This window comes from Pseudoalteromonas sp. P1-30, from assembly GCF_001400005.1.
GTDB classification, from domain to species: domain Bacteria; phylum Pseudomonadota; class Gammaproteobacteria; order Enterobacterales; family Alteromonadaceae; genus Pseudoalteromonas; species Pseudoalteromonas atlantica.
In genome coordinates this window covers 103,949-117,268 of record NZ_LKBC01000013.1, presented here as the reverse complement: position 1 = coordinate 117,268, position 13,320 = coordinate 103,949, and the positions used below count along the sequence as shown (strand labels likewise).

The following is a 13,320-nucleotide window of genomic DNA, read 5'->3' as shown; positions in this document are numbered from 1 at the left end:
CTCCTTAGAACTTTGCCGCTCGAGTGGTGATTTTTTCAATACGCTTTTCAAACTCACCTTTAATAACGCGATCGATATAAATACCTGGCGTATGAATTTGACTTGGCTCAATCTCTCCGGGCTCGACAATTTCTTCAACCTCTAATACGGTAATTTTACCAGCGGTGGCTGCCATAGGATTAAAGTTCATCGCTGTATGACGATAAATGCAATTTCCATAACGATCCGCTTTCCACGCTTTAACAATGGCAAAGTCACCGATTATACTGGGCTCTAATAAATATTCTCGCCCCTTGATTGAACGGGTTTCTTTACCTTCAGCCACAGGCGTACCGACACCCGTTGCGGTATAAAATGCTGGAATTCCGGCGCCGCCTGCGCGCATTTTTTCGGCTAGTGTCCCTTGTGGCGTTAGTTCAACATCTAACTCGCCACTAAGTAATTGTTGCTCGAAAAGTGCATTTTCACCGACGTAAGAAGCGACCATTTTACTAATTTGTTTATCTTCAAGTAGTAGTCCAAGCCCAAAACCATCAACACCACAATTATTAGACACTACAGTCAAATTACGTGTCCCCTGACATTTAATTTGTGCAATCAAGCCTTCAGGAATACCACACAAGCCAAAACCACCAGCAATCACGGTCATGCCATCTTCAAGCCCTGTCATAGCGTCACTGTAGCTTGTTACTACTTTATCAAAACCTGCCATTGGCTCCCCCTATTGTGCAGTCCAACCGCCATCAATGGCGATTGCTTGAGCGGTTATGTTGCGTGCAGCATCTGCCATTAAAAAACTCACGGTATGCAAGATTTCGTCTAAGCCGATAAATGCCTTTTTCGGCATGGGTGCCAGCATAACGGTGTCAATTACTTGTTGCTCAGAAATACCATGCTCTTTAGCTTGTGCGACAATTTGCTGCTCCACTAATGGCGTTTTTACATACGCTGGACATACTGTATTAATAGTAATATTGGCATCACCTGTTTCTAATGCCATGGTTTTAGCAAAGCCAATTAAGCCATGCTTCGCGGCGATATAAGCAGATTTATACTTAGAGGCCACCATAGCGTGAATAGAACCTATATTAATGATGCGGCCAAAATCTTGCTCACGCATGCGTGGCAGTACCGCTTTACTCATCATTGCCGGGCCTACCAACATCACTTGCTGTAAAAGCAGCCACTTATCTGCAGGAAAATCTTCTAATTTAGCTACATGCTGTATCCCTGCATTATTAATTAATACATCCACAGCTAGCGTAAAGGTGCTAAAAAAAACTTCAATCGCTTGGCTATCTGCCACATTCAATGCATAGCCCTGAGCAGTACCGCCCTGTTCAATAATTTTTTGCGCGGCTTGTTGAGCTACCTGTTCATTAAGGTCGGTCACAATAATGCTATGTCCAGCTCGGGCTAGTTGCTCAGCAATGTGTAGCCCTATACCACTAGCCGCGCCGGTGATTAATACGTTTTTACTCATACTGCTACTCCTCTAAAAATTCACTGATCAGCTGCGCTTTAGGCGAGATTGAAAAAATTCCATCGAGGTGCCCCCAGCCGCCTTCAATTTCAGAAAGCTGAACCTCTTTCCCCAGCGACTTCATTGACTCATATACAGTGCGCATATTTTCAGGGCGTAGCAGTAAATCATTGGTTGCAGGCAATAACAGTGTTTTAGCGCTAATTTTTTTAAGTGCTGCGCTTAAGTTGCCTTCCATACCGGCAGTAAACAATTGTGATGCCCGTACCAAATACAATACATGATTTGCATCTTGGGTTTTTGCACGCGCCATTGCACGCTGTGCTAGTACTTGGTTTAATTTAGGCAAGGTACGAATGTCTTTTAAAGCGCCTTCATCAAGTACGTTAAAGTCAGGGAAGCTAGCGTTATAAATAATTGGATGCATCGCATCCTGGGTAATATTAAGCATGGTTGCAGCCAGTCCATCTATTGGGCGCTCCTTGTCGTAGTAATTACCTTGCTGCCAGTTTTTATCTAAACGAATGGGTAGTGCCCATTTTTCAAGCGCAGCGACAGTCCATGCATCCATGGTTGCTGCACCAATAACATGGATTAGGCGTTCAACCTGATCTGGATAACGCGTTGCCCACTCAAGAGCTTGAAAAGAGCCCATAGATGCGCCCATCACGGCATGTAATTTAGTAATACCTAAGCTCTCTATTAGGCGTTTTTGTACGTTAACAAAATCAGTAATAGTGACCACTGGAAAATCCAAGCCATAAGGTTTACCTGTCGCAGGGTTAATTGATGCAGGGCCCGTAGTGATTACGTGTGGGTCATGCCAATTAGCATTGACTAAGGTGTCAGAGCTGATCACAAAATACTTGTTAGTATCTATGGCTTTTCCTGGGCCAATTAACGCATCCCAGTACCCTGCTACGGCGTCGTCGGCTGAATATTTACCTGCTGCATGAGAGGTTCCTGAAAAATAATGAGTGATCAAGATTACATTATCTTTGGCCTCGTTAAGCTCACCATAACTTTCCCAACCAATATCCACCTGTGGCAACGTTGTGCCTGAAACCGTTGTGAAGTTTTCTGTGCTGAAATGTTGCTTTTCTACTAGCAACGGCTCTGCTTTATCAGCGCCAAACACCGTACTACTAAATAAAAACAGCAACCCTATTATTAATATTTTTTTCATTGCAATTCCTTAAAAAGTGATGAATAAGCTCAGCGCAAGAGCCACCCCAACCAATGGGATAACCACCGTCAATGCGGCTAATGGCCAATAAGCGCGTTGATGTGTTTCTTTACAAATGGCACGTATAGTTGTGACCACGTAACCATTATGTGGCAGGCTGTCTAATGCACCAGAACTAATAGCAACCACTCTGTGTAATTGCTCTGGATTAACCCCCATATCCAAATATCCAGGAGCCACAAGCGGTAGTGCAATCGCTTGCCCGCCGGATGCTGAACCCGTTAATCCGGCAATTACGCTCACGGCAACAGCAGCCCCCACTAACTCATTACCTGGCATATGAGTCATAGCATCAACAGCTGCAATAAACGCCGGTGATACTTTAGCCACAGCGCCAAACCCAACTACAGCTGCAGTGTTACCTATAGCAACTAAGGCGCCAGTGGTACCCATATTGATGGCATTTGCCATGTTATGAAAATACTTATAATTGATGACCACAATACTTAAGACACCACCAAGCAACGCCACAATTAGTGCGGTTTGCTGTAAAACATCATGCAACATAAATGATAAGAGTAGCACCACCAGCAAAGGAATTACGCCGGTGATTGGGTGGGGGCGTTCACGCTCTAAAATAATTGGGTCGTCTTCTCTAGCATCAAAACGCTCACCTTTGGCAACCGCCTTTTTAATCATTTTATTTAGCCAAAAGTAGCCGACCGTCGCCATAAAAATGGCCACTACTAGGCTTACTTCCCATGCGGCATAGGGTGAGGTACCTAAATGTTTTACGGGTATCCAATTTTGAATTTCAGGCGAGCCCGCAGAGGTCATAGTGAATGTCACTGAGCCAAACGCTAATGTTGCGGGTATAAAGCGCCGCGGCAAATCGGCGTCTTTAAATAAACTTAGGGCCATCGGGTAAACCGAAAACGCCACAATGAATACGCTGACTCCGCCATAAGTCAGCACGGCGCAAGCAATCACCACAGCCAGCACCGCATGCTTCATACCTAACTTGCCAACAATGTAACTAGCTACGCTGTCTGCTGCGCCAGTATCTTCCATAAATTTACCGAACAAAGAGCCCAGTAAAAACATAAAAAACCATGCACTTAAAAATCCAGCAAAGCCATCCATGTACGCGTTAATAAAATTACTGTCGGCGGTCACCGGGAATATAGCCATCCCGCTTGTTAGTGCCACCAACAAAGCACATATTGGCGCGGCAATAAATAAATTGACCCCGCGCAAAGTTAAAATTATTAGCAGTATTAAACCACCTAACAGCCCTATCATGCTCAGCATAGACATTCCTATAATTATTGTTATTACCCAGATGAGGTGACATCACAGTAACTGTTGTTAGTTTTATCGCTGAGCGCAAATAAAGACATAGCACTAAGGTACTATACGTTATAAAAATCACACAAAAACCTTATATGTCAATGTGTTAAGTCTTTATAGCACTATGGTACTAATTCATTTTTTTAACACTATCTTCTACATTAAGTGCAGGTGACATGAGCAAACAAATAATCAACTAATAACAACAGGAACACACCAATGATAAAGCTCAAACAAAATATCACATCCGTTAAACTCGCTGTTTCACTCGCCTTATTAAGCGCAACAAGTGTGGCAGCTGAAGAAGCGCCTAAAGTAAAAAAAGCAGAGTTAGAGCGAATAGAAGTAACCGCTCGCAAAACCGTTGAAAACTTACAAGAAGTTCCGGTTGCCGTAACCTCAATTGGCGCACAAGAGTTAGCAGAAAACGGCATCAGCGTAATGACTGAAATGCAGCAGTTTTCACCCAACACTACGCTACAATCAAGCCGAGGTACTAACTCTACCATCACTGCGTTTATTCGCGGTGTAGGTCAGCAAGACCCGCTTTGGGGCTATGAACCTGGCGTGGGTATTTACATTGATGATGTATACATCGCCCGCCCGCAAGGTGCCGTGCTCGACTTACTTGATGTACAACAAATTGAGGTGTTACGTGGCCCACAAGGTACGCTATATGGCAAAAACACTATTGGTGGTGCAGTAAAATATGTCACCAAAGAAATGAGCGGAGATGCAACACTAAATATTCAAGGCACCGTAGGCAGCTACAGTCAAAAAGATTTAAAAATCACTGGGCAGCTCCCACTTATTGACGAAAAACTCTATGTTGGTTTTGGTTTTGCCACATTGAACCGTGATGGCTATGGTGAATTTTTAACGTCATCGCTTGATAATCAAGACCGCGAAAACTATAACAAAGAGGTTACCGCAGCACGGGTTACGTTAGAGTACACCCCTACTGATGACTTATTCTTTCGTTTCGCGTGGGATAAAACTGATGATGACTCCAACGCGAAAGGCGGATATCGCTTACTTCCAAGCTTGTTAACGAATGCGCCTGTACCCGATAGCGTGTATGACTCTTATACTAGTTTACCTACATGGAACAAAGTAGAGCTTGAAGGTATGAGCTTAACTGCTCGTTGGGATATGAGTGCCAATACGAGTATTAAATATGTTGCAGCAACAAGAGAGAGCTATTCACCAACTAACATCGACTTTGATAATACCTCTTTGCCTATTTTTGATGTTCCAGCCATTTATGACGATGAACAAACCACGCATGAGTTGCAGCTAAATCACAGTGGCGATAACTACAAATTAGTATCGGGCTTATATTACTATGATGGTGAATCGTGTGGCCAGTTTGAAGCAATATTAGGTGTGCTTGGTCAAAGTTTAGGTGCCCCAGGGCTTACGCGTGAAGTAAGTGGTTGCAGCAATTCCACCAGTAAAGCGGCTTATATACAAGGAAGCTATGACTTTGATGACAAATGGTCAATGACACTTGGCGCGCGCTATACCAAAGACAGCAAAGAAGCGATTGTAAATAATGGTCTTATTTTTGACATTGTTTACCCTGAATCAGGTTGGATCCCGGGTTATGTTCGCCCAGCAGGACAACTAGTGCCTACGGTACTAGATGACAGCGAAGATTGGTCACGCTTTACGCCTCGTGCGGGTGTTGAATATCAATATAATAACGACATCATGTTTTTTGCTAGTTACTCGCAAGGGTTTAAGTCAGGTACATTTAATCCGCGCGCAACCACTGCAGAACCTGCAGCAAGGCCAGAAGTTGTTGATTCAATAGAACTAGGCATGAAAAGCGAATGGAATAATAACTTACGCGCAAACGTCACTATATTTACCCTTGATCATAAAGACCGTCAGTATATTTCAGTATTACCCGGTGTCAGTGCCGCTGATTTAAATCAGCGATTAGGTAATATTGGCGAATCTAAATCTGATGGCGTTGAATTAGAACTTAGCTATGTTGCAAGCGATGCACTAACTTTTGATGCGTCAATAGGTTACATCGACAGTAGTTTTGAAAATGTAATTGATACCAATCCAGATACCGGTGAAACATTTGATAAATCAGACCGCTTTAGTGTTTCAAACACCCCAGATCTAACTTTCAACTTAGGTGCTACCTATCGTTTATACACAGAAATGGGCGACTTCGTTATAAATGGTAATTACTATCACCGTGGTGATTACGCACTGTTCGAAGAAGATAGCCTCTTAACACAAGATGCCTACGGATTATTAAATATTGGTGTTACTTGGTATAGCGCAGATGGCGATTGGAGTGCGGGTATTTATGGTAAAAACCTAACCGATGAAGAATACATGATTGGAGGTTATCAGTTCGTGGCTCCTGATCCGTCAGATCCAACTGATACCAGTAAATATACTCCCGGTCTTGGTGGCGATAATACCTTAATTGGTTATTACGGTGACCCCCGCACGATATCACTCACTGTGGGTTATCGTTTTTAAAATTTAATTTAAGCGTTAAGGTTTGTCTGTTTATCCCCACAGACAAACCTTGTTTCACATCGCAAAATCACATATAACTTAATGCATTGGAGACTATTTGAAATGGCTTGTGCTGTGAATACCATAATTGCTGATGACCATCCTTTATTCAGAAGTGCGCTACGTCAGGCAGCAGCGACTTCCGTACCAGAACAATATATAAAAGAAACCAGCGATATCGACGGGTTATTTAGCTTATTAAAATCACACCCCGAGATAGAGCTGATATTTTTAGATTTAACAATTCCTGGTGCCAATGGTTTACAAGCCCTCTCGCAACTAAGAAATCAATACCCTGATATATTAATTATTATGGTATCGGCAAATGAAACCCCTAATATTATAAAGCAAGCCATGAGCTTAGGTGCTGCAGGCTATATTCCAAAGTCATCATCCCTTGATGTGATCAGTGAAGCCATTGAACATGTACTCAATGGCGATTCTTGGTTACCAGCAGATGTTGATTTAACTGATGTGATCGTTAACGACGAGCAAAGTAGCTTTGCCCGCAACCTTGAAAAACTTACACCACAGCAATACCGTGTACTCGCGATGATAGCCGACGGGCTTTTGAACAAACAAATTGCCTTTGAAATGTCGATTCAAGAAACCACCATAAAACAACATGTATCGGCTATTTTGCGTAAACTCAACGTGTATAACCGCACCCAAGCAGGCATTTTGTTTAATCAGTTATCTCAAGTTGGTAAGTTAGAAGCGAGCTAATATAGTGTACGTCTCTAAGTCAGTCGTTTTATCATCCTTTTTAATGCCGGTGCTTTAAGTGGTTTATACAATAAAGGATAACCCGCATCGAGTACCCGCTCGCGTATTTGCTCATCGTGGTTTGCAGTATTAACAATGGCAGGCAACGTCATTAATCCTGCTTGTTCAATCACCTCAAGCCCCGTTGCACCATCATCCAATTGATAATCAACAATAAGTAGCTGTGGTAGTGTATTTACTGCTTTGAGTTGCTCAAGTTCAACTAAGTTTGTGGCGGTGGCAATTTCACAGCCCCAGTTTTCTAGCAACTGTTTCAGCGCTTCAAGTACATTACGATCGTTATCCACAAGCCAAATACATAAACGACCCAATTCAGTTTCTGAATTGGCAGGTACATGCGCAGTGGCTGGTGTTTTTAAACTAGGTTTGCATGGCATGGTTAAAGTAAATTGAGTGCCTTTATTAAGCTGAGAGCCCATTACCAAAGGAATATTTAATAAATCACAAATACGTTTGGTGATAGAAAGCCCCAATCCTAATCCCTCGGCGTTAGGTTTATCGCCCAGCTGCTTAAATTCTTGATAAATACTCTGCTGATCACTGGTAGCAATACCTATGCCTGTATCTTCAATCACAAACGATACATGATGTTCATCAAGTAAAACTTTTAAACGTACTTCACCATACTCTGTGTAGCGTATAGCATTACTAAGTAAGTTTCTTAGTACACGCTTAAGTAATGCTTTGTCGGTATAAATTCGCGCATCGCACGGCTCAACGATAAAACCGAGGCCTTTTTCTTGGGCTAGTGCTAAATAATCATTACGCAGCGGCTCTATTAAACTACTCACATTAAATTCCGTTAACTGTACTTTAAACGAACCTGAATCGAGTTTAGTTAACTCTAAAATACTCGAAAGCAGCTCTTCTGCACTTGCTAAGGAATTCTTAATATTCATGGCTAGCTCTTTAAGCTCAGTATCTTGGGCTTTTTCGTTCATTAGCGAACAAAATAAACTTGCGGCATTAAATGGCTGCAATAAATCGTGACTCGCCGCTGCAAAAAAGCGTGTTTTACTTACTGTTGCCTGCTCTGCTACTTGCTTAGCTTTAGAAAGCGCTTGGTTAGCCTGTGTTAATGCTGCAGTGCGCGTAGCCACTTTTTCTTCAAGGCTAACATTCGCTTCGGTGAGTGCTTTTTGTTGTCTTACAAACTCACTTATGTCTGTGTAGGTCGTTACAAACCCGCCACCAGGCAAGGGATTTCCTTGCATTTCAAATACTCGGCCATCACTATGTGCACGTTGATATTTATACGCACTGCCTTGTATTAAATAGGCTAAACGCTTATCGACTTCTGTATTAATATCCTCACCACGAAATAAGCCTCGCTCAGCGTTAAAGCGAATAATATCGGCAACGGGACGGCCTATATACAAAGCACTATCGGGGTAATTAAACATGTGCTTATAGCCTTGATTCCAAGCGACCAAACGCAACTCACTATCTACTACGCTAATACCTTGCTGAATGTTTTCAATGGTAGATTGCAGTAAATCACGATTAAATTTAAGCACTTGACTAGCTTCATCTACAAACTCAGCAACTTGCTCTAAAGGCTGGCGCTGCTCATTTTTCGCTACATCTAAAATTAGCCGTGCTGATGCACCACCAATAACCGCTGACATTTCACGCTCAACTAATAACTCAAGCTCAACATTAGCGATACGTTTCCATTGGCTTTTGTCATGCGGAAAATACTGCTGCACTAAAGAATGGCTCGCCTCTTTTTCAGCAAAACGCTGTAATAATGCCCCTAAATCTTCATAATTGAGAGGCTGCAATGTGGTGTTTAATCGCGAGTCGTTTAATTGAGATATGAACTTATTGCTTTGCAGGCGCTCAGCAAGCGTTGCACGACTAAATAGTGGTACAAGCAAATACACTAACGTATTAACCCCTAACGACAACAGTAATGATTGGCTAATACTTTCTAAATTCAATGAAAGTAAATTAGTGGGCGCTAACCAAGCAACTTGCCATGGCCCTTCTATTAACCAGCTACTTTGGCTGCCAAAACCACTGGCTAAATTAGGTAGCAGTAAAGTGTAACCCCAAATTACAAAGCCACTTAAAATACCGAGCTGTGCACCACGACACGATGCGTGGCGCCACCATAAACCAATAATCATCGCTGGAGCAAATTGCGCAACCAAGGTAAACGACATAAGCCCAACGGTAGCAAGAGTGGTGGTTTCTGCCAGCACTCTATGAGTGAAATAACTGAGTAATAATATCAGCACAATCACTATTTTACGCGCATGCAATAAGTTGTTTTTATCCAACCCTCGGCTGCTTGACGTTAACTGTGAGCGACGCAAAATAAACTGATTAATAAAATCATTAGTGATCATCACCGACAGCACAATTGCCGATACAATCACCATACTTGTGGCCGCTGAAAAGCCACCTAAAAAGGCCAGTAAGGTTACCCCGCTATTATCTGCCGCCATTGGCAGCGCTAATACGAATGTATCTTGACCAACGCTACTATCACTAAAATAAACCAGTCCAGCGTAAGCTATAGGTAAAATAAATAAGTTGATAAGTAATAAATACAACGGAAATAACCAGCGAGCGGTTGCCAATTCATTATTGTTATTGTTTTCAATAAAGCTCATATGAAACTGACGCGGCAAACATAACGTTGCCAGTATCCCCAACAAGGTATGTGCAACATAGACATAAACGGGGCTTTGGGTCGAGGCAACGTGTGTTGGTATGTTTAGCGCTTGCGCCTGTTCATACAAAGCAATAGGGCTATCAAATATAGAAAAACACACATACAAGCCCACCGCAATAAAGGCAAGTAACTTAACAATTGATTCAAAGGCAATGCTGGCAATTAACCCGGGGTTATGCTCACTGGGCTTAAGCCTGCGAGCGCCAAATAAAATAGCAAATAAAGCCAGTAATAACGTAATATAAAACGTACTATCTGCCCATACTTGGTTACTTTGAGTGGGGGCTCGGTCGGTGAGTAAATTAATACTTTGTGCGGTCGCACTAAGTTGTAAAGAAATATACGGTACAATTGCTATCACTGAAATAAGTGAGATAAGCCCTGACAAACTCGACGACTGCCCATAGCGAGTAGCAATAAAGTCAGCCATAGAGGTAAGCTTTTGCTGTCGACAAATATGCGCAATACGACAATACAGCTGCCAGCAAAAAATAAATAATATAATCGTGCCCGCATAGGTAGGCGCCAACCACCAGCCATTACTAGCCGCTTGTGCTGTAGTGCCGTAAAAAGCCCATGAGGTACAATAAACACCCAATGACAGCCCGTAGGTTAAACCGTTGAAAGGAAGCACCTTACGCCTATCCGCCCAGCCCGCAACTGCAAATAATATCCCTAGATACACCACAGCAATAAGGCTAATAAACCAAATTGAAAACATATTTTTGTTCTTGTTATTATTTTTATAATACTTAACTTAGCATAAGGAGATGTGTAGCAAAAAGCAGCCCTTACTTTAGTGCTATAAATGAACAAAAAGACAAAATAAGAATTATTTGTATTTAGGTGTTGACAGTTTATTAGATCTAACTGATAATCAATATCAACAAGACGGGAATGCATACCCACTTGTGACGGAATGAACTAATTTGTTTCTCGACCCTGAAACAACGTGTGGCGCACGTAAACAGCTATGGTTACTTGTTATGAACCGCAACGCCCCTTGATGTTGATGATAAGTAACCGCCCTACTATTTTACTTGCTACATTGCTCATATCGGTGACGGTAGATATGAAACTAAAAAAGCCCTTACGGGCTTTTTTTATGTCTATATTTTCATATAGCTATATAAAAACCTAAAAGAGTGTCACACATTTGGACACTTTTAATGTACACAATTAAGCATGCAATCAAAAGAAACGAAACTTATCACTTGAATATAAGGTTAGGTCAATCCTTTTACCGCAAGAGCCTTAAAACTGACTCCCCCAGTATATGTAGAGCTTACATTTCCGATATAGTATGCTTCATAAAAAGCAAAGCAATATTAGGTAATGCTGTGACCAAGGAAGAATTAGACGACTTTATTAAAGTCCTTATATCAAATAGAGCAAATGAGCTAGGTAGACTAGGTAAGGCAATCACACAACCGTTTTCGGTTACTGCGCAGCACTACTATGAAACTTGGTATAAAAGACATGAAGCTGTAATAATGAGTTTTTATAGGTATGAGGACACGGGATATCCTGTCCCAGAAGAAGTTAAGTCTAAATATATTAGTTATAAAGAATGGATGAGCAAACAACTCATTAAAGCCTCAAAAAAAGCTCACCCAGTAGAGCATATTGCTAAATATGACAATGAAAATGCAGAATGGGAAATAACTAATTTAGAGCTGTATGATGCTCTAGATTACCCATCAGTTTTTAAAGAAAAAGCCTCATATTTAGACCAACAACTAAAGGAGCACGCTCAAAGGCTTGCCTCTGCTAATAGTAGAGACCACAGTATTAAATTTAGAATGGAGCTAGAAGAGCTTTATAAAAAGTTTGAGATACCCCTCCCAACAATTCCTAGTGATACGCCAAAATTGAAAACTCAAAGTACAGCCCCTTTAGTGACTGATTTAGAAAGCTTAGTACGCGAATATTGGGATAAAAAAGCAGGCCTTAGTAATAAAAGCACTATAAATAAGTATAAAGGTATTCTAAAAGATATACTTATATATTTTGACAAAGTCCATGTAGATGAAATCAGTTTTCATGACTTAGAAGAGTTCTGGCTTGTCTACCCTACTTTACCAAAATTAAATATCAGTGCAGCTATGAGGAAGCAGTATGGCTTCTTTTCTAGTACAAAAGGTAGTAATGAAGAAAGGAAGTTAAGGCTTGCTATAATTGATCAAGATGAAATAGAAATAAATAAAGAACACCTTTACGGTTATGAAATGATAAAAAGTTTGAAAGTTGTACTTAAAGACTTTTTCAAAATATGCCTTAAAAACAACTATATAACCATAAACCCTATAGAAAATGCTGAACTTACAACTCCTAGAAATAAACGGGTTTTAAAAAGGACACCATTATCAAATGAAAAGACATTAGAAATAGTTCGTCACTGTTTTTCAAATTTGGATGATCTTTATTCATGGCCTGTTTTAGTTATGGCTTACCATGGTATGAGGAACAAAGAGGTCGCAGCATTAATTAAAGAAGACGTCATTAAAGATGAGGATACACAGGTATGGTATTTCAACATAAAGGAAGGTAAAACTGTTAATGCAACCCGTAAAGTGCCTATACACAAGGAATTTATTAATCGCGGATTTATAGACTACTGGACTAATATTCAAAGTAATGAGCCACTATTTGCGCTTACGTCTTCCATGCTTACAAATAACTTTAACCGTTACAGAGTTAAATTTGATATTCCCTCTCTAAACCAAGCAGGTGAGCTTCAAAGCTTATATAGTTTAAGACATGGTGTGATTTCTATGTTTCAGGATGAAAGTAATGAGATGAAGTATAAAGTTTTCGGGCATGGTAATAATAGTGTAACTGTTAATTATACAAACACGAACCTAGAACTTGCACAGTTTTTAATTAACAAAATTCATTATGAATAACTATATGAACTAAGTAAGCCTTACCTATTAATATACCTCATTCTGTACATGGGTTTACAAACCATTTACATTTGTGTTATAATATAACAAAGCAACAAATATCTCCTCACATACAACTACACACATAAGAAGAACAAAAATGTACATCACTATTCGAAAGTTAATCGATGAGCAATACCGCCTGTCTGATGGTAAATTGATCAGCTCAAAACCCGTTAATACATTAACTACTGTTAAATCGATTTTATTAGCATTAGGTTTCACTTTTGACGAGCACGGCAACAACAGCAATTATCGTAAAATTATGCGTTTAATAAATAAAGGTGTACCTATTCATACTGCTGTTTGCACTGTTCTAAACAAGTAAAACTACCCACTT

9 protein-coding genes are annotated in these 13,320 nt (G+C 40.8%); 4 read left to right on the top strand and 5 right to left on the bottom strand.

Annotated elements, in window-relative coordinates; all coding sequences use genetic code 11:
- Positions 1–4 precede the first annotated feature (4 nt).
- Genes AN395_RS16175 through AN395_RS16160 form a run of 4 tightly spaced genes read right to left on the bottom strand, consistent with a single transcriptional unit; the run spans position 5 to position 3,980 of the window.
- Positions 5–712 carry a CoA transferase subunit A gene (locus AN395_RS16175; RefSeq protein ID WP_054983607.1) on the bottom strand — a complete coding sequence of 236 codons (708 nt, stop codon included), beginning with the start codon at positions 710–712 and terminating at the stop codon, positions 5–7.
- Between the two features lie 9 nt (positions 713–721).
- Positions 722–1,483, bottom strand: coding sequence for a 3-hydroxybutyrate dehydrogenase (locus tag AN395_RS16170; protein ID WP_054983606.1), 762 nt, complete (start codon positions 1,481–1,483; stop codon positions 722–724).
- A 4-nt stretch (positions 1,484–1,487) separates the two neighbouring features.
- Positions 1,488–2,669, bottom strand: coding sequence for a homoserine O-acetyltransferase (locus tag AN395_RS16165; protein ID WP_054983605.1), 1,182 nt, complete (start codon positions 2,667–2,669; stop codon positions 1,488–1,490).
- Positions 2,670–2,678: 9 nt separating this feature from the next.
- Positions 2,679–3,980, bottom strand: coding sequence for a GntP family permease (locus AN395_RS16160; RefSeq protein WP_028834699.1), 1,302 nt, complete (start codon positions 3,978–3,980; stop codon positions 2,679–2,681).
- 258 nt (positions 3,981–4,238) lie between these two features.
- On the opposite strand from AN395_RS16160, the gene AN395_RS16155 reads away from it, so the two are divergent.
- Together AN395_RS16155 and AN395_RS16150 are read left to right on the top strand one after the other, a co-directional pair.
- On the top strand, positions 4,239–6,527 hold the full coding sequence (locus tag AN395_RS16155; protein ID WP_054983604.1) for a TonB-dependent receptor: 2,289 nt from the start codon (positions 4,239–4,241) through the stop codon (positions 6,525–6,527).
- A gap of 102 nt (positions 6,528–6,629) precedes the next feature.
- Positions 6,630–7,292: a response regulator transcription factor gene (locus AN395_RS16150; protein ID WP_054983603.1), complete on the top strand. Its 663-nt coding sequence runs from the start codon at positions 6,630–6,632 to the stop codon at positions 7,290–7,292.
- 14 nt (positions 7,293–7,306) lie between these two features.
- Here AN395_RS16150 and AN395_RS16145 read toward each other — a convergent pair whose 3' ends face one another.
- Positions 7,307–10,756 (bottom strand): PAS domain-containing hybrid sensor histidine kinase/response regulator, encoded by a 3,450-nt coding sequence (locus AN395_RS16145; protein WP_054983602.1) that lies wholly within the window; start codon positions 10,754–10,756, stop codon positions 7,307–7,309.
- A 619-nt stretch (positions 10,757–11,375) separates the two neighbouring features.
- On the opposite strand from AN395_RS16145, the gene AN395_RS16140 reads away from it, so the two are divergent.
- Together AN395_RS16140 and AN395_RS16135 are read left to right on the top strand one after the other, a co-directional pair.
- Positions 11,376–12,941: a hypothetical protein gene (locus tag AN395_RS16140; protein WP_157683955.1), complete on the top strand. Its 1,566-nt coding sequence runs from the start codon at positions 11,376–11,378 to the stop codon at positions 12,939–12,941.
- Positions 12,942–13,080: 139 nt separating this feature from the next.
- Complete coding sequence (locus AN395_RS16135) at positions 13,081–13,308, top strand: hypothetical protein (RefSeq protein ID WP_054983600.1); 228 nt, start codon at positions 13,081–13,083, stop codon at positions 13,306–13,308.
- Positions 13,309–13,320: the final 12 nt, after the last annotated feature.